The sequence below is a fragment of the Stutzerimonas degradans genome (assembly GCF_024448505.1).
Taxonomy (GTDB): Bacteria; Pseudomonadota; Gammaproteobacteria; order Pseudomonadales; family Pseudomonadaceae; genus Stutzerimonas; species Stutzerimonas degradans.
Genome location: NZ_JAMOHV010000013.1, coordinates 1 through 15,252, shown reverse-complemented (window position 1 = coordinate 15,252; position 15,252 = coordinate 1). Strand labels below are relative to the sequence as shown.

Below are 15,252 nucleotides of genomic sequence, written 5' to 3'. Positions count from 1 at the left end.
TCGCTATATCTCAAGCGCTTTTGGCTTTAGAGCCATAGTGCATGGCGGCATAGATAGCCAGAAGCGATAACCCGCCAGACAGCCCAGCGAAGAACAGTGCACGTAGAGGATGTTGCGGAAGCAGATACAGCAGGTTTGCCAGTACCAATGCACTGACCAGAACAATCTTTGCCTTCAGGTTTTTGGTTATGGCGATTAGTGCATTGGTCATAACGAAGGCAGCGAAAATAAGCTGGACCGCCAGACCTATCGCGACACCTCTGGACTGCGTGGCACCGAAGATGGCCGTAAAAGCTTGAAAGCCCAGTGTGGTGGCTATTGGGAACAGCAAGCATGCCAGGGCGTGACACGTCAGGGCAGTGAGTTTTTGTCGATTCATTTCTTCCACTCTCCGTAGATTGCGAGTGATTCGGTGGAGATGGGTTGCTGGAGATAGCGTGAGGAGACCGGTTGGTGGACTGTTCTTGTCCGCTCGACGGTACGAACTACGTCACGTGTTTGGAGCAACTCCTTCGTGACGATTAGTTGGAAGTTTTCCGACGCCCAGAGCGATCCACGCAGCACCATGTAGTTGTCGTATTCATTGGTTGGATCGCTATTGGGAGCGAGCGGATTTCCGTCTCCATACTCCATGCCGGTACGCACGGTCTTGCGGATGGCCTCAGGACTAACGCGTAGCTCTTCGAGATATTTTCTGAAGGTGTCGACCGCGAAGGGAATCTGTCCGACGGCATCGGTCCAGAACGGAAGTTTATCGACCATGACCATCAGAAAGCCGGCCCCGCCATCGGAGTTGGCTTTCCAGTCCCCGGGAAGTCCCTTGGAAAAGCTGATCGACCAGCGATCTACGACGGAGAAGTCGATGATCTGCTGCCAAGTGAAGTGCTTGTATGCGGTATAGGCCTCAGAGCCTGGAGTGGACGATTCAGGGTGTTGCCAGATCAGCTCTCGATAATGATCTGCCAACGGCTCAAACCACTGGATTTTCTCTGCGTAGAGTTTTTCAGCATTGATGATGCGAAATGGCGTTTCGCCTTGTTTCGGACGCACGGCGAAGAGAGGAAATCCGCTTCTGCGGGTGATCAGCCATATGGTCGGAACCTGAATCTGTTTCGGTTTCTGGTCTTTGCTCGGAGTGCTCTCGGACTGCAGTTTCAGCTCGGTTTTACCATCTGTTGTCTCAAAGGTATGGCTGACTCCATCCAAAGTAATGATGGTTTCCATCACTCGGCCCCCGAGATATACAGCGTGATCGGCTCCTGCTGGGCGCCAGTCGAGAAATTGCCTGTATCACCAGCGCTTGAAGTGCTGCCTAAGCGAGAGAGACCGCTGGCCGAAACCAGTCGATAGCCAAGTCCTTCAACGGGTTTACCTTCCGCAGTGGTCAGCATAAACGCGCGATCAAAAGTCCCACTGATCGTGAGTGGAGACGGTGCTTTAAATGCCGCCCCACTCCCACTAGTACCAATAATCACCGTCCCCGACCCACTCACCACCACGTTACCGTGACTCCCCACACTGCCCACCACCGCCGCCGGCTTGCCATCGATCAGTACGTTGGGGATCACGGCGCTAGCCATTGCGCCGCCACAGGCGGAAGCGTCGCCCATGCGTGCGGCCGGCAGGCCGTCGAACAGCACGTCGGGCGAGCCGGCGGCGATGGGGTTGGTGCCGTGGCCCGTCTGCGGGCAGGCGGTAGGGTCGCCGAGGCGGGCTGCGGGTTTGCCGGACATCCGTTGTCTCCTTACTGGACCTTGACCTGTCCGCTGCCATCCAGGCTGGCGGAAAAGCTGACCTGGCGCTTGAGGCCATCCACTTCCAGCAGGCCTTCGATGGTGAAGGCGAGCGTCAGTGGGTCATGGGTTCGCGGCAGCGACAGCACGCGCACCTGGGTCAGCCTGGGTTCGTACGCTTCGATGAAACGTTCGATGGCGATACGCGCCTGCTGCAGCGAGTCGTGCAGCGACAGGCGCATATCGTTGAGATCGGGCAACCCGTAGTCGGGCAGCGTCTGCACGCTGCCCGCTCGGGTGCTGAGCATCTTGGCCAGATGGGCAGCCACCGAGGCCATCGCCGCGACTTCGCGGCTCCAGCCGGAACGCCGCGCGGCGTCGCCGCCGAGGCGTTCGAAGAGGCTGCCGTATCCGTTCAAGTGCTTATTCCTTGTCCAGCTTGCCGACCAGCGACAGGGTGAAATCCGCGCCCATGTATTTGAAGTGCGGACGCACGCTGAGGCTGACGCGGTACCAGCCCGGTTCGCCCTCGACGTCGCTGACGTTGACCTGGGCGGCGCGCAGCGGACGACGGCTGCGTACTTCGGAGCTTGGATTCTCCTGATCGGCGACGAACTGGCGAATCCACTTGTTCAATTCCAGCTCAAGGTCGGTGCGCTCCTTCCAGGCACCGATCTGCTCGCGCTGCAGCACCTTCAGGTAGTGCGCCAGGCGGTTGACGATGAACAGGTAGGGCAGCTGGGTGCCGAGCTTGTAGTTCAGCTCGGCGGTCTTGCCTTCCTCGCTGTTGCCGAAGAACTTCGGCTTTTGCGCCGAGTTGGCGGAGAAGAACGCGGCGTTATCGCTGCCCTTGCGCATGGTAAGGGCGATGAAGCCTTCCTCGGCCAGCTCGTACTCGCGGCGATCGGAAACCAGGACCTCGGTCGGGATCTTGGTCTCGATCTCGCCCATGCTCTCGAAGTGGTGCAGCGGCAGGTCTTCCACTGCGCCGCCGCTCTGCGGGCCGATGATGTTCGGGCACCAGCGGAACTTGGCGAAGCTGTCGGTCAGGCGGCTGGCGAAGGTGTAGGCAGTGTTGCCCCATAGGTAGTGCTCGTGGCTGCCGGCAACGTTTTCCTTGTAGACGAAGCTCTTCACCGGGTTGTCTTCTGGGTCGTAGGGATTGCGCAGCAGGAAGCGCGGCACGGTCAGACCGACGTAGCGGGCATCTTCCTGTTCGCGGAAGCTCTGCCACTTGGTGAACTGCGGGCCCTCGAAGTGATCCTTGAGGTCCTTCAGGTCCGGCAGGCCGGTGAAGCTTTCCAGGCCGAAGAATTTCGGACCGGCAGCGGCGATGAACGGCGCGTGGGCCATGCTCGCGACGCTGGCGACGTACTGCATGGTCTTCACGTCGGGCGCGCTGGGGTCGAAGAAGTAGTTGGCGATCAGCGCACCGACCGGCTGGCCGCCGAACTGGCCGTACTCGGCGGTGTAGATGTGTTTGTACAGACCGGACTGAACGATCTCCGGGCTGTCCTCGAAGTCATCCAGCAGGTCCTGCTTGGAGGCGTTGAGCAGCTCGAGCTTGATGTTCTCGCGGAAGTTGGTGCGATCCACCAGCAGCTTCAGGCCGCGCCAGGAGGATTCCAGCGCCTGGAACTGTGGGTGGTGGAGGATCTCGTCCATCTGCCGGCTGAGCTTGGCGTCGATCTCCGCGATCATGCGGTCGACCATCGCCTTCTTCACCGGCTCGTTTTCGTTCTGCGGCTTGAGCAGTTCTTCGATAAAGGCCGAGACGCCGCGCTTGGCGATGTCGTAGGCCTCGTCGTCCGGGGTCAGGCGGGTTTCGGCGATGATGCGGTCGAGGATGCCGCCTTCGACGAGGTGGTTGCCGTGCTCGACGGCGGCTGCGCTAGTGGTCATGTAGATGTGCTTCCTTGTCGGTGATATCAGGCGTCCAGCTTCTCTTTGGCCGCCAGGCCCAGCTCGCCGAGTACGCGGTCACGCGAATCGTCGTCGGCGAGTACGCTTTCGATGGCCTTGCGGAAGGCCGGAGCATTGCCCAGCGGGCCCTTCAGGGCGACCAGGGCATCGCGCAGTTCCATCAGCTTCTTCAGCTCAGGAACCTGCTCGACCAGATTGGCCGGGTTGAAGTCCTTCATCGAATTGATGCGCAGCTGCACGGCCAGCTCGTCGTCCGTCTGCTCGTCCTGCAGACGGTTCGGCACGCCGAAGGTCAGGTTCAGCTCCTGCTTGGCCAGGACCTCGTCGAAGCTGTTCTTCTCGATGGCGATGGGCTTGCGGTCCTCGATCTTGCGGTCGTCGGCGCGCTGGGTGAAATCGCCCAGCACCATCAGCTTGAGGGGCAGCTCGACCTCTTCCTGAGCGTTGCCGGTGGCCGGCTTGAACGTGACGTTGATGCGTTCCTTGGGTGCAACCGAGCCTTCTTTGGCCATGGTGTTCTCCTTTGCGTTAATCCAGCACCACTTCGAGATCGAGGTGGCACAGCCTGCGGTAAATCTCATCCTTGCTTTCACGCACGGCGTGGTTCTGCGGCAGCAGCTCGCAACAGCTGTGCAGCAGGCGCAGTACCTCGAGGGCGAGATCGGGTTCCCAGCTGCCCAGGCCACTGGCTTCGAGCTGCTGGTCGAGTGCTTCGAGCTGGGTTTTGGCCAGCTCGTATTTCTTGGCCTGGTAGCACAGGCGGGCGAGACTCAGCTGCCAGAAGAAGCGCTCGCGGCCGCCACGGGCGCGCGTCAGGCCCTGCTTGAGCTGCTGTACGGCGGGCTTGAGGCCTTCCTTGCGCAACAGCGGCAGCGCTTCCTGCAACGCCAGCTCCCAGCTTGGCTGCACGCTGCCCACGGCAGGCGGCTCTTCCTGTCTCGCGGCGGCAGGCTGCACATGGGGCAGGACCTGGCCGCTGATCCAGGCGCGGGTTTCGGCGTCGGCGAACGGGGTGCCGTCGTGAAAGCGCAGCTCCTCCAGGCGCGGCAGGCGCTGCAGGAACAGCGCGAGCTGAATCTCCACCTCGCGCATGGCCTGTTCGGCCGCCAGCTCCTGCAGGCATTCCCAGGCCAGGCGCTGGCCGTCCAGCCAGAACGGCGCACGCGCTGTGCTGTTCTCCAGGTCCACCAGCAGGTCGGCGTACTGCCCCTGGTTGAAGCGTTCGCGGTAGTTGGCCAGTTTGTCGGCGGGTATCCCACGCAAAGCGGTGATCTGCTCGCTGTTGTGCTCCGGCAGGCTGTCGATGCTCAGCCACAGAAGGGTGCGTGACAGGCGCAGCGGGCGCAGATCGCTGGTGCGCTGCTTGAGCCACCAGGCGGTCAACGGGCGCGCCTGCTCCTGCAGGTTCCGCACGGCCTTCAGCGCTTCCTTGTCATTCTCAATCGGCGAGCCGGGGGCGAAGACCTGGCTGGCGACCTGCTTCACCTGGGCGATGGCTGCGCCGACCGTTCCGGGCTGCGGTTGCCCCGAGCTGGCGCGCTTGACCATGCCGTCGAGCTGGCGGCACAGCGGCAGCAGCAGCGGCGCGTCTTCGCCCAGATGGCCGGACAGACACTGTTCCAGTGCGTGCAGTTGCTCGGCCAGGCTGCGGAACAGTGGCAGCTGTTCGCCGACCGGCACGTCTTCGGAAAAGGTCTGCTCCAGGCGCGGCAGCAACCAGTTGATCGCGGCGGCACGCGTGCGTGGCTTGCGTGGATGCAGCTCATCCCAGTGATTGCTGCACAGGTATTGCAGCAGGTTGAGGCCGGCCTGCAGGCCGGCGAAGGATTCGCGCTGGAACAGGCTCCAGGTCAGCCAGGCGGCGGCGCGCAGGTCTTTGGACAGCGAGGTGAGCAGCAGCTCGCTGCCTTCGCGGACCTTTTGCCAGTCGATGCCGGTGGTCTGGTGCAGCGCGCCGGCCTTGGCCAGCTCGGCTTCCAATGACTCGAACTCGCTGCTGTAACGAATATCGTCACCGGCGAAATTGCTGTCATTGACCGGCTTTCTGGCGAGTTCCAGATAATGCTGGCTGAGTGCGCTGGCATGCATGGGGTCTTCCGTGACGCTCAAGTTCTATCCGTGAACTTATGAAGTGCACCTTTATATATGTTCAGGAACACTCCGCGAGTAGGCTGCGCAACTTCTTGCGCACTTTTCGTTGCGCAATTAGTTGCGCAGCGGCCTCATGGGGTGGGCATCCTAGGCGGATGGGAGGGGGCATTCAAGGCGAGAAGTGTGACCCGACTAACATTGGAAAAGATTAATCGGGGCGCAGCGGAACTAATTGGAAAGCAGGTTCAGATTGATTGTCGTGAGGCAACTTTCAATGTGCGAGATATGCCCGTTATATATGGCCGATGGCTTACAGGCAAACGGCCACTGCGTCACGGAATGCCGGCGAAGTTTGTTATAGCGCGTCGTTCTGCGAATGAATTTCCACCGACATCGCATGCTGTTCGCCAGGCTGCAGTTCGAACGCATCGCCGAGAACATTCGCCGTTTCGATGCACAGCATGCGTTGCCAGGCGTCGTTGGCGAAGCTCGACAGACGCTGCGCCTTGTCGATCCACGGATTCCACAGCACCGCCGATGAAGAACCGCTGCTGGTGAGCAGAATGCGACGGTTCCAGCCGTGGTCGATCACGCTGAGGCTCGCCGGCAGGTCGAGGTAGATGCGGTCGGTTTCCCCGGAAAAACGCAGGTTGCCCTGCTGCCGGCGCGTTTCCCAGTCCGCCAGGGTTTCCACATAGGGGCGACCGTCGAGGCCTTCGACCTCTACCTGACGGATGTCGCTGACGGCGAAGTAGCTGTGTAGCGCCTGGCTGATGGCAACCGGCCGGTCGCCGCGGTTATGGCTGGTTAGCGTCAGCCGCAACCGATCGGCAAGGCGAATCTGCAGGGTCAGCTCGACGGCGTGGGGCCAGCCAGGCAGCTGCGCCTGCGCCTGCGCGCAGCGGAACTCGAGCAGCACGACATCACCCTCGCAACGTTGCTCGGCCAGTTGCCACGGCAGGGCGCGTACCAGCCCGTGGAAGGGCGCGGGCTGCTCGCTGTGGTAAGCCGCCTGCACCGCTGGCGGATTGCGCGCCAGATCGCCGAACCACGGCCAGCAGATCGGCACGCCGCCGCGCACCGACTGGCCCTGCTTGAACTGCGCCTGTTCGCTGAGCCAGATCAGCGGCGCCGCGTCGCCCTGGCGATAGTTGAGCACCTGCGCGCCCTGTTCGGCGACCAGCAGCTCGGCGTCGCCACGGCGGATGCGCCAGCAGACGAGTTGATCCATGTCGATGCGTTGGATGTCGATGGGCATGTGCGTTCTCGGAAAATCGGTTGGATGAGCGAGGCTATGACCGCACGGTCACGATGGGATTCCGCCGCTGCGCTCGTCGCTACCGGCTGGCAGGTAGTCGCTGCGGCTGAGACCGTGGCGCTGCATCTTTTCGTTGAGCGTGCGGCGCGGCAGCTGCAGCACGGCCATGACCTCGGCGATGTTGCCTTTGCAGTGCTGCAGGGCGTTATGCAGGCATTGCGCCTCGTAGGCTTCCAGCTGTTCGGCAAGCGACTGGCCGCCGCGGCTGGCTGGCGCCGGCGCGCTGAGGCCGAGCGCGTGGCGTTCGGCGGCGTTGATCAGTTCGCGCACATTGCCTGGCCAGTCGTGGGCGAGCAGGCGTGCCAGTTCACCGGGTGACACCGCCGGCGCTGTGCGGCCGTGGCGCTCGGCGGCCTGGTGGGCGAAGTGCTCGAACAGCAGCGGAATGTCCTCGCGGCGTTCGCGCAGCGGTGGAATATGCAGTTCGGCGACGTTCAGGCGGTACAGCAGGTCTTCGCGAAAACGCCCGCCGCGCACTTCGTTCAGCAGGTCCGGCTTGGCGGCGCTGATTACCCGCAGGTCGACCTCGATGCTGCGATTGGAGCCCAGGCGCTCCAGGGTCTTTTCCTGCAGTACGCGCAGCAGCTTGACCTGCTGCGCCAGCGGCATGCTTTCGATCTCGTCGAGAAACAGCGTGCCGCCGGCGGCGTGTTCGATGCGGCCGATGCGCTTGCCCTGCGCGCCGGTGAAGGCGCCGCTCTCGTGGCCGAACAGCTCGCTCTCGAAGATGGTCTCCGGGATCGCCGCGCAGTTCAGCGCGACGAACGGGCCGCTGGCGCGCGGGCTGAAGTCGTGCAGGCAGCACGCCACCTGTTCCTTGCCGCTGCCGGTGTCGCCGCGGATCAGCACGTTGACATCGGTGCCGGCCAGCTCCAGCACCTGCCGGCGCAGGTTTTCCATCGCACGGGAAACGCCCAGCAGTTGCGATTCGATGCGCCCCCGGCGGTTGAACTGTTCGCGTAGCTGGCGGTTCTCGCAGACCAGCCGGCGCTTCTCCTGCGCGCGGCGCACGCTGTCGAGCAGGCGCTCGGGGGTGAAGGGTTTCTCGATGAAGTCGTAGGCGCCCTGACGCAGTGCCTGCACTGCCATCGGCACGTCGCCGTGGCCGGTGACCATGATCACCGGCAAGTCGGGGTCCAGTTCGACCAGCTGTTCAAGCAGGCCGAGGCCGTCGAGATCCGGCATGCGCACGTCGCTGATCAGCACGCCGGGAAAGTCGCGGTCGATAACGGCCAGGGCCTCGCGCGCGCGGGCGAAGGTACGCACCTCGAAGCCGGACAGTTCCAGCCACTGCTGCACGGCCTGGCGAATTGCTGCTTCGTCGTCGATGAAGACCACCTGTGCGCCCATGCTCCGCTCCTCGTCTGCCTGGCTGCGGCAGTTTACGCGGTCGCGCCGGCCTCGGCAGCCGGCAGGGTCAGGGTAAAGACGGCGCCGTGCTCGTCGTTGTGCACCGCGAGGGTGCCGCCGAAATCACGCACGATGGCGTAGGAGACGGCCAGCCCTAGGCCAAGCCCCTGGCCCACCGGCTTGGTGGTGAAGAACGGCTCGAAGACCTGCTCCAGGTGCTCGCCGCCGATGCCGCCGCCATTGTCGGCGACGCAGAGCTGCCAGCTGTCGCCGCGGCGCTGGCAGTCGATGCGCAGGCGCGGCTGCGGCTGTCCGTTCATGGCGTCCAGGGCGTTGTTCAGCAGGTTGATCAGCACCTGTTCCAGGCGGATGGCGTCGCCCTCGATCCAGGCCTCGGGCGGAATCTGCCGTTGCACCTCGACCTGCTCGCTGCGAATGCGCGGCGCCAACAGCTGCAGCGCCTGTTCCAGCACCTCGGCCAGACGCAGGCGCTGGCGTAGTCCGGCCGGGCTCTTGCGGGCGAAGGTCTTGAGATGGCCGGTCAGCGCGGCCATGCGTTCGAGCAGCCCTTCGACATGGCCGAGGCCTTGGCGCACGTCGGCATCGCGGCCGCTGTCGAGCAGCAGGCGCAGGCTGGCCAGCTGCATGCGCAGCGCAGTCAGCGGCTGATTGATCTCGTGCGCCAGCGCGGCGGACATCTGCCCCAGCGCCGCCATGCGCGCGGCGTGCACCAGTTCGTCCTGAGCGGTGTGCAGCTCGCGGGTGCGTTCGGCCACCAGACGCTCCAGCTCGTTGCGGCTGCGCTGTTCGACGCGCCGCGTCTTGCGCCGCTGGGCGAGGTAGAGCAGCAGGAAGGCCAGGGTCATCCACACGCCGGCGGCGGCCAGACGATAGCTGCGCGCGCTGGCGATCGCCGATTGCGGTTCCAGCAGCAGATGCAGCGTCCAGTTCTCCTGCGGCAGTTGCAGGCGTTGCCAGAGGTAATCCTGGCGGCCGTCCGGCCCTTCGACCCGGCGCCGGTCGCCATGCGCGTCGATGCGCTCGAGCTGTTCGCTGTAGAGCGGCCGCAGCGTCTGCTCGGCATAGCGGCGTGCCGCCACCAGGCGACTGCGCACCGCGTCGCTGAGCGGGCGCAGGTGGCTGAAGCGCCAAGCCGGGCGGTTGCTGAGGATGACGATGTCCAGCGAGTCGGCGACCAGCAGGATGCCCGGCTGCCCGACCCACTCGCGCTGCATGTCCTCGAGTTCCAGCTTGACCACCAGCACGCCGAGCACCTCGCCGGCGGCGTTCTTCACCGCGCTGGAGAGAAAGTAGCCGGGGATGCCGGTGGTGACGCCGACCGCGAAATAGCGGCCGCTGCCGCGCTGCAAGGCGTCGCTGAAGTACGGGCGAAACGCATAGTTGTTGCCGACGAAGCTGCTCCATTCACGCCAGTTGCTGGCCGCAAGGGTGTCGCCGTTGCGATCGAGCAGATAAAGCACCGAGGAGCCGGCGGCCTGGTTCTGCTGTTCGAGGCGCCGATTGAGCTGCTTGCGCAGGCGCTGATCGTCGGGTTCCGCCAGCAGCGCCTGGATATCGCTGTCCAGCGCCAGCAGCGCCGGCACCGAGCGGAAACGTTCGACCTGGGTGTGGATGGCCTGGGCATACAGCTCCAGCTGGCCGCGTGCCTCCTGGCTGCGTTCGAGCAGGGCGCGCTGCTCGGCCAGACGCCCCGCCCAGTGCATGCTGAGCAGCAGGCCGAGAGCGATCAGCGCAACGATGAGGATGACGCGCGGATGGCGAAGTGGGCTGGGCATGGACGCTCGCTCGGGCTATCGGGCGATAGTAGAGCAAATGTCGGCGCCGCAGGTCCGGCCCGTTCTGTCTCAGCGATACAGGTCGGCGCGGCTCCACGGCAGCTCGTGCGAGCCATCCGCATGCGGCTTGCTGGCGAGGATCTGATGCAGGTTGATCCAGTTGTGCCGGAAGCCATAGGCGCAACCGGCCAGATACAGCCGCCAGATACGCAATGCGCGCTCGGGAACCAGCTGCCGTGCCTGCTCCAGGTTGGCCTCCAGGCGTGCGCTCCAGAATTCCAGTGTGCGGGCATAGTGCAGACGCAGGCTCTCCACATCGACGATTTCCAGCCCGGCGTCACTGATGCTGCCGCTGATATTCACCAGGTGCGGCAGCTCGCCGTGCGGGAAGACATAGCGGTCGATGAATTCGCCGGCGCCGTGGCCCACCGGCCGACCATCGGTGTGGCGGGCGGTGATCCCGTGATTCATCACCAGCCCGCCCGGGCGCACGGCATCGAACAGGCGCTGGCAGTACAGCGGCAGGTTGACGTGGCCGACGTGCTCGAACATGCCGACGCTGACGACCTTGTCGAAACGCCCATCGCGCGGCAGGTCGCGATAGTCCATCAGCTCCAGCGTTACCTGACCGGCCAGCCCCTCGGCCGCCACCCGCTCGCGCCCCAGCTCCAGCTGCTGCTGGCTGAGGGTGATGCCGTGCACCTGAACGCCGAACTCGCGAGCGGCATAGCGCGCCAGTCCGCCCCAGCCGCAGCCGACATCCAGTAGCCGCTCGCCGGGCTTGAGCCGCAGCTTGCGGCACAGATGGCGCAGCTTGGCCTGCTGCGCCTGTTCGAGATCCTCGTCGCCGGTTTCGAAGTAGGCGCAGGAGTAGACCATGTCGCGGTCCAGCCAGAGCTGGTAGAACGCGTTGGACAGGTCGTAGTGATAGGAAATGGCCTCGGCGTCGGTGGCCTTGTCGTGAGCCTCGCGCGTCGGCAGCGGCATATTGTCCTCGCCCAGCACGCGGGTGATGGTGTCGCCGATGCGGATCACCTCATCGACCGGACCTTGCAGATCGATCAGGCCCTCAACATAGGCGGTACCGAGCAGATCGAGACTCGGCCGCGCCAGTTGCGCCACCAGTTGCGGATCGCGAATCACCAGGGTGACGGACGGGGACGGTCCGATATCGATGTCGCTGCCGTCCCACAGGCGCAGGCGCAACGGCAGCTGAAGGTCTTTCAAGGTCGGAAGCAATGAAGCGATCATGCCGGGATCTCCTTTTCATCACCGAACAATCGTAGTCCAACAACTTGAAACTATAGGTCAGGGTCGTGATAGTTTCCGTCTATGCGTCGGATGCGATCCGGCCTCATTGTTCGGACGTGGAGCGGTGATATGCATGCACCTAATCAGCGGGTCCTGATCCTGGTGGCCAGCGGCCCGAGCACGCCGGCACGTTGCGCCGCACCGTTCCATATCGCCACGCTGCTGGCCTGTATGGATGCCGAGGTGACGCTCTACCTCACGGGTGAAGGAACGCAGCTGGCCCGCCGCGACGTGGCCGAGTCGCTGCGCGCGGTGGCCGATGGCGAGCCGCTGCTGCACTTCATCCGCAACGCCCGGCTGGCCGGTGCGCGCCTGCTGATGTGCCGCCAGCCGGGCGTCGACCTGACGGGTATCGCGCTGATCGACGAGCTGGACGAGATCTCCAGTGGCGGCGAGCTGGCGCAGATGATCCTTGAATACGAAAGAGTCCTGACCCTATGAACCTGCACGGCCTGGAATTCCCCGACACCCTGCGTTACGCCCCCGAACACAGCCTGTGGCTGCGCGAGGAAGACGACGGCAGCGTGACGCTCGGCCTCACGGCATACGGCTGTGCGCTCTACGGACAGATCTTCGCCTTCACCCCCAAGCGCGTCGGCATGCGCATCGAGCGCGATCGCGGTTTCGGCGTGGTGGAATTCGCCAAGGCCGCCGCCTCTGCGCGCAGCCCGCTGACCGGCGAGCTGCTGGCCGTGAACGAAGCACTGCGCGAACGGCCCAGCCTGATCAACCGGGACTGCTATGGCGAAGGCTGGATGGCGCGCCTGCAACCGCTGGACTGGCCGGCGATACGCGACCAGTTTCCGCAAGGCGAGACGGCGCTGGTTGCCATCGCCGAGCGTATGCGCCTGGACAATTTCGACCCGGCCAACGTCCACGTACAGGCGTTGCAGTGGAAGTGAAATCAGCGCGGGTGGCGGCTGCTTGTATCAGCCTTCGTCTAGTTTCGATTGGTCGCGAACCCTGAGGCTGTTCTGCTGGAGCGTGTGGTCGAGCTGCCTGATGCAGATATCGATCGCCAGATCTCGTGTGCGTGTGTTCGCCCATTCCTGCCCGGCCAGCATCTCGATGAGGTCCTGATGGCCATTCTCGTTGACCAGCATGCCGTGCCGAACCGTGAGGGTGCGGCCCTGTAGACTCAGCTGCACCGGATCCCGGCCCGTCAGCGACGCCCCGGCTGCCAGCAGGCAATCGATATGATCGCGCAGCGCATGCAGCGTGCGGCGCTCGTCGGGTGGGTAGCTCACCGCGACTCTCCTGTCCCTGGAAAGATAAAAAGACGATTGTGATGAATTTCGCATTCGTCTGCGATGGCGTTTTGATATCTCAGGTGCGGCAAACTGCCGCATATGTGCTTGCTAGGCGGAATTGGCGGGGCAGGACAATGGCGGAAGGCAGTGGGAGTCGAACTCGTTTTTTGGGTTTGCAGTGCTCGGCTGTCTTCGGCTTTGCTGGGCCTGCCGCATGTGTGTGCCAGCTTTGTTCCGCGCTGGACCGCATTGATTTCGACACTTTATCGACACGGCACGCATGGACAGCGTGCTCAACAGCGCACGCAGTGCAACCTATGGATGGGTTCAATTTAGGCTTCTCGAAGCTAATGTATAAACATCTGCTTTACTGATATGGCCGTTGTATTCCCAATGCAATAATAAGAGAACTAAGATGAGCGCAAACACTGAGCCGATGGTGATGGGTGTCGACCCACTCAACGTCTTGCGGGACGAGGTAAAACCGTTACCACGCCATGTGCTGGCACGGGTAAAAAAAGGTAAGACGGGACGGACGCAAATACTTGATGGATCTATGCTTGAGCAGCACGCGGACCTTGTTCCTTATGCACTTACGCACGTAACTATGATCTTCGATAACGAAGACGACATTATCCGCTGCGCTCGTATGCTCCAATGGTCAGATGAGCGAATGAGATCCAAAGAAAATCCTCGAATTATGTGGGAGTGGAAGAGATCGTTTCGAGAAGGGATGACTGTTGAATTCTCCGTAGCTTGGTACTCAAAAGAGTTCTTCGAGCAAAACAGAGTTGCTTTCAAGGACAAAAACCATCAGAACTATTTTCATAAATTTGGCTTATCAGTCGCAGATATAAAAACACAAGATGAAGTTATTGATCAAAATAACACCTAACAAACGGTTAAATCGTTCGCTTCGTTCACTGTGGCGGCGTGCGGCCCGTTAACCTAAACGTAGTCATCACAGTAGGAACCTCTATGCCATCTTTCCCGGCTTTTTGCGATACCTGCGGCACTGTTTTCAGTTCAGGTATTTTTATTGAAAACTCAACAAATATTTCATTTGCTGGAAATAGATCCGGTCCGTGTCCCTGTTGCGGGGGTATGGGGCATGTGCCCGATGGAGTTTTTAATTTTATTGGTAACACCATTGAAATTCTTTCTGCGCCCGAACGGACGATTGCCGAACTAACTCAGTTGGCAAAGATTCTGGCTGAGGCGAAGGCAAAATCAGACACACGGGAACAAGTCGCGTCCCGGATTGAAAAGGAAGTTCCATCGCTCTCCAAGTTGGTGCAGTTACTGCCGGAGAATCGGTCGGAGCTATACGGCTTCCTTGCAGTTATCTTGGCTGCGGTCCAGCTATTCACCCAAACACCCGCCGCTCCAAGCTCAACCACAATCAATGTCACACAAGTCATTCAGCAGGTTATCGTAGAGCCTCCGCCCCCTAAGGTGGCTCCACTTTCGCCAAAGAAAGTGGGGCGCAATGAGCGGTGCCCATGCGGAAGCGGCGCTAAGTTCAAGCGGTGTTGTGGAGCTATCTAGTGATGCTAAATCCATTCACCGGACCTGTCGCGGCACGCAAACTCTAGTCCGGACTAAAGCCCAGCAGGCGTGATGTCGCTACTTCGACTTTGCTCCCTGCGTTCGGGCATACCATCGCCTAGCTACTTTCCGTGTGATTGCTATCCCGCGCTGGGTGGGCTCAAGTTTTTATTGGCCTCGTCGTATTCAGGGCTTGTCTGACCGACCTCTGGCATCACTTCGCCTGTGATGAGCCACCACCGATAGCTCGGGAAAAGCTTCCCGAGCTCTTCTATTTCCTGAGTGCCTACTCGCGCTCGGCCTCTTTTGACGTTCTGCCAGCGGAAGTACTCCTTCGTTCCGGTTTCGGCGAAAGCAGCAAGTCCAGCTAGATCCATCAATTGAATAGCTCTATCAGCTATAGGGTCATTCATTGAAAAAGATTCGCCTTAGTCCTATGTACACCACGATGGCGTCGTGTACTATTTGCTTAAGTACAAGGTACTTAATCCTTCACTGATTAATGCTGAACATAGTGGATTAAAGCTTATGGATACGGAAGGTCTTGACCCGCAAAAGCTGCACGGTGCCCCGCCCTTGATGCCGTGGCAGAAATTCGCCGAGTGGATCGGCATGGGCGACGAACCCATCGTTGTGCGCACCTGGGTGGAACGTAACTACCTGCCTTCGAAGCGGGTAGGCAAACGCACCATGGTCAATGTGGCCTTGCTAACCCAGCAGCTTCTCGAACAGGAGTGGGCGCTATGAGCCGAACAGACCCGCAATTCAAGCTGCGCGTACCGCCGGAGCTGCGCGCCAAGATCGAGCAGGCCGCCTTTGCGGCTCGACGTTCCATGAATGCCGAAGTCGTGATCCGCCTCGAAGCAAGCTTTGCCCAGGACAACCCCCAGCAGGAGCAGCCGCAATGAGCGCCAAGCAAGACGACAGCCTCG

Annotated in this window: 18 protein-coding genes; 6 read left to right on the top strand and 12 right to left on the bottom strand. The window is 61.9% G+C overall.

Features of this window, described 5'->3' with window-relative positions; translation table 11 throughout:
* Positions 1-10: 10 nt before the first annotated feature.
* The 11 genes from NAV27_RS15475 to cfaB all read right to left on the bottom strand — a co-directional run bounded on the left by NAV27_RS15475 (position 11) and on the right by cfaB (position 11,462).
* Positions 11-379 (bottom strand): hypothetical protein, encoded by a 369-nt coding sequence (locus NAV27_RS15475; protein WP_054094149.1) that lies wholly within the window; start codon positions 377-379, stop codon positions 11-13.
* Complete coding sequence (locus NAV27_RS15470) at positions 376-1,224, bottom strand: hypothetical protein (RefSeq protein WP_102828236.1); 849 nt, start codon at positions 1,222-1,224, stop codon at positions 376-378. The genes NAV27_RS15475 and NAV27_RS15470 overlap by 4 nt, the downstream gene beginning before the upstream one ends.
* Positions 1,224-1,733 carry a PAAR domain-containing protein gene (locus NAV27_RS15465; RefSeq protein ID WP_102828237.1) on the bottom strand — a complete coding sequence of 170 codons (510 nt, stop codon included), beginning with the start codon at positions 1,731-1,733 and terminating at the stop codon, positions 1,224-1,226. The genes NAV27_RS15470 and NAV27_RS15465 overlap by 1 nt, the downstream gene beginning before the upstream one ends.
* 11 nt (positions 1,734-1,744) lie before the next feature.
* Positions 1,745-2,152 carry a type VI secretion system baseplate subunit TssE gene (tssE, locus tag NAV27_RS15460; protein WP_003303358.1) on the bottom strand — a complete coding sequence of 136 codons (408 nt, stop codon included), beginning with the start codon at positions 2,150-2,152 and terminating at the stop codon, positions 1,745-1,747.
* 4 nt (positions 2,153-2,156) lie between these two features.
* Positions 2,157-3,635, bottom strand: coding sequence for a type VI secretion system contractile sheath large subunit (tssC, locus tag NAV27_RS15455; RefSeq protein ID WP_102828238.1), 1,479 nt, complete (start codon positions 3,633-3,635; stop codon positions 2,157-2,159).
* Positions 3,636-3,661: 26 nt separating this feature from the next.
* Positions 3,662-4,168, bottom strand: coding sequence for a type VI secretion system contractile sheath small subunit (gene tssB, locus NAV27_RS15450; protein ID WP_102828239.1), 507 nt, complete (start codon positions 4,166-4,168; stop codon positions 3,662-3,664).
* Between the two features lie 16 nt (positions 4,169-4,184).
* On the bottom strand, positions 4,185-5,744 hold the full coding sequence (tssA, locus tag NAV27_RS15445) for a type VI secretion system protein TssA (RefSeq protein WP_102828240.1): 1,560 nt from the start codon (positions 5,742-5,744) through the stop codon (positions 4,185-4,187).
* A gap of 358 nt (positions 5,745-6,102) precedes the next feature.
* Positions 6,103-7,005, bottom strand: coding sequence for a D-hexose-6-phosphate mutarotase (locus tag NAV27_RS15440; RefSeq protein ID WP_102828241.1), 903 nt, complete (start codon positions 7,003-7,005; stop codon positions 6,103-6,105).
* Positions 7,006-7,053: 48 nt separating this feature from the next.
* Entirely contained in the window at positions 7,054-8,415 is a 1,362-nt protein-coding gene (locus NAV27_RS15435) for a sigma-54-dependent transcriptional regulator (RefSeq protein ID WP_102828242.1), read from the bottom strand.
* Between the two features lie 32 nt (positions 8,416-8,447).
* Positions 8,448-10,211 carry a sensor histidine kinase gene (locus tag NAV27_RS15430; RefSeq protein ID WP_102828243.1) on the bottom strand — a complete coding sequence of 588 codons (1,764 nt, stop codon included), beginning with the start codon at positions 10,209-10,211 and terminating at the stop codon, positions 8,448-8,450.
* Between the two features lie 69 nt (positions 10,212-10,280).
* Positions 10,281-11,462: a C17 cyclopropane fatty acid synthase CfaB gene (gene cfaB / locus NAV27_RS15425; RefSeq protein ID WP_102828244.1), complete on the bottom strand. Its 1,182-nt coding sequence runs from the start codon at positions 11,460-11,462 to the stop codon at positions 10,281-10,283.
* Between the two features lie 90 nt (positions 11,463-11,552).
* On the opposite strand from cfaB, the gene NAV27_RS15420 reads away from it, so the two are divergent.
* Together NAV27_RS15420 and NAV27_RS15415 are read left to right on the top strand one after the other, a co-directional pair.
* Complete coding sequence (locus NAV27_RS15420) at positions 11,553-11,963, top strand: DsrE family protein (protein WP_369805882.1); 411 nt, start codon at positions 11,553-11,555, stop codon at positions 11,961-11,963.
* Complete coding sequence (locus NAV27_RS15415; RefSeq protein ID WP_102828246.1) at positions 11,960-12,424, top strand: glycine cleavage system protein H; 465 nt, start codon at positions 11,960-11,962, stop codon at positions 12,422-12,424. Before NAV27_RS15420 ends, NAV27_RS15415 begins: the two co-directional genes overlap by 4 nt.
* Before the next feature lie 27 nt (positions 12,425-12,451).
* Here the strand turns inward: NAV27_RS15415 and NAV27_RS15410 are convergent, their stop codons facing one another.
* Complete coding sequence (locus tag NAV27_RS15410; RefSeq protein WP_102828247.1) at positions 12,452-12,769, bottom strand: hypothetical protein; 318 nt, start codon at positions 12,767-12,769, stop codon at positions 12,452-12,454.
* Positions 12,770-13,187: 418 nt separating this feature from the next.
* On the opposite strand from NAV27_RS15410, the gene NAV27_RS15405 reads away from it, so the two are divergent.
* The 4 genes from NAV27_RS15405 to NAV27_RS15385 all read left to right on the top strand — a co-directional run bounded on the left by NAV27_RS15405 (position 13,188) and on the right by NAV27_RS15385 (position 15,228).
* Positions 13,188-13,667, top strand: a complete 480-nt coding sequence (locus tag NAV27_RS15405; RefSeq protein WP_102828248.1) for a hypothetical protein — start codon at positions 13,188-13,190, stop codon at positions 13,665-13,667.
* An 83-nt stretch (positions 13,668-13,750) separates the two neighbouring features.
* Complete coding sequence (locus NAV27_RS15400; RefSeq protein WP_102828249.1) at positions 13,751-14,320, top strand: YecA family protein; 570 nt, start codon at positions 13,751-13,753, stop codon at positions 14,318-14,320.
* Between the two features lie 456 nt (positions 14,321-14,776).
* Positions 14,777-15,067: a DNA-binding protein gene (locus NAV27_RS15390; protein WP_369805779.1), complete on the top strand. Its 291-nt coding sequence runs from the start codon at positions 14,777-14,779 to the stop codon at positions 15,065-15,067.
* A complete protein-coding gene (locus NAV27_RS15385; RefSeq protein WP_102828252.1) occupies positions 15,064-15,228 on the top strand; it encodes an Arc family DNA-binding protein in 165 nt (54 codons plus the stop codon). The genes NAV27_RS15390 and NAV27_RS15385 overlap by 4 nt, the downstream gene beginning before the upstream one ends.
* Positions 15,229-15,252: the final 24 nt, after the last annotated feature.

Excerpts from the sequence above, each read along its gene's own strand:
- NAV27_RS15420 (WP_369805882.1), top strand. The coding sequence starts at position 11,553 with ATGCGATCCGGCCTCATTGTTCGGACGTGGAGCGGTGATATGCATGCA.
- NAV27_RS15385 (WP_102828252.1), top strand. The coding sequence starts at position 15,064 with ATGAGCCGAACAGACCCGCAATTCAAGCTGCGCGTACCGCCGGAGCTG.
- NAV27_RS15400 (WP_102828249.1), top strand. The coding sequence starts at position 13,751 with ATGCCATCTTTCCCGGCTTTTTGCGATACCTGCGGCACTGTTTTCAGT.
- NAV27_RS15405 (WP_102828248.1), top strand. The coding sequence starts at position 13,188 with ATGAGCGCAAACACTGAGCCGATGGTGATGGGTGTCGACCCACTCAAC.
- NAV27_RS15465 (WP_102828237.1), bottom strand. The coding sequence starts at position 1,733 with ATGTCCGGCAAACCCGCAGCCCGCCTCGGCGACCCTACCGCCTGCCCG.
- tssA (WP_102828240.1), bottom strand. The coding sequence starts at position 5,744 with ATGCATGCCAGCGCACTCAGCCAGCATTATCTGGAACTCGCCAGAAAG.
- NAV27_RS15470 (WP_102828236.1), bottom strand. The coding sequence starts at position 1,224 with ATGGAAACCATCATTACTTTGGATGGAGTCAGCCATACCTTTGAGACA.
- tssC (WP_102828238.1), bottom strand. The coding sequence starts at position 3,635 with ATGACCACTAGCGCAGCCGCCGTCGAGCACGGCAACCACCTCGTCGAA.
- tssB (WP_102828239.1), bottom strand. The coding sequence starts at position 4,168 with ATGGCCAAAGAAGGCTCGGTTGCACCCAAGGAACGCATCAACGTCACG.
- NAV27_RS15430 (WP_102828243.1), bottom strand. The coding sequence starts at position 10,211 with ATGCCCAGCCCACTTCGCCATCCGCGCGTCATCCTCATCGTTGCGCTG.
- cfaB (WP_102828244.1), bottom strand. The coding sequence starts at position 11,462 with ATGATCGCTTCATTGCTTCCGACCTTGAAAGACCTTCAGCTGCCGTTG.
- NAV27_RS15415 (WP_102828246.1), top strand. The coding sequence starts at position 11,960 with ATGAACCTGCACGGCCTGGAATTCCCCGACACCCTGCGTTACGCCCCC.
- NAV27_RS15435 (WP_102828242.1), bottom strand. The coding sequence starts at position 8,415 with ATGGGCGCACAGGTGGTCTTCATCGACGACGAAGCAGCAATTCGCCAG.
- NAV27_RS15475 (WP_054094149.1), bottom strand. The coding sequence starts at position 379 with ATGAATCGACAAAAACTCACTGCCCTGACGTGTCACGCCCTGGCATGC.
- NAV27_RS15440 (WP_102828241.1), bottom strand. The coding sequence starts at position 7,005 with ATGCCCATCGACATCCAACGCATCGACATGGATCAACTCGTCTGCTGG.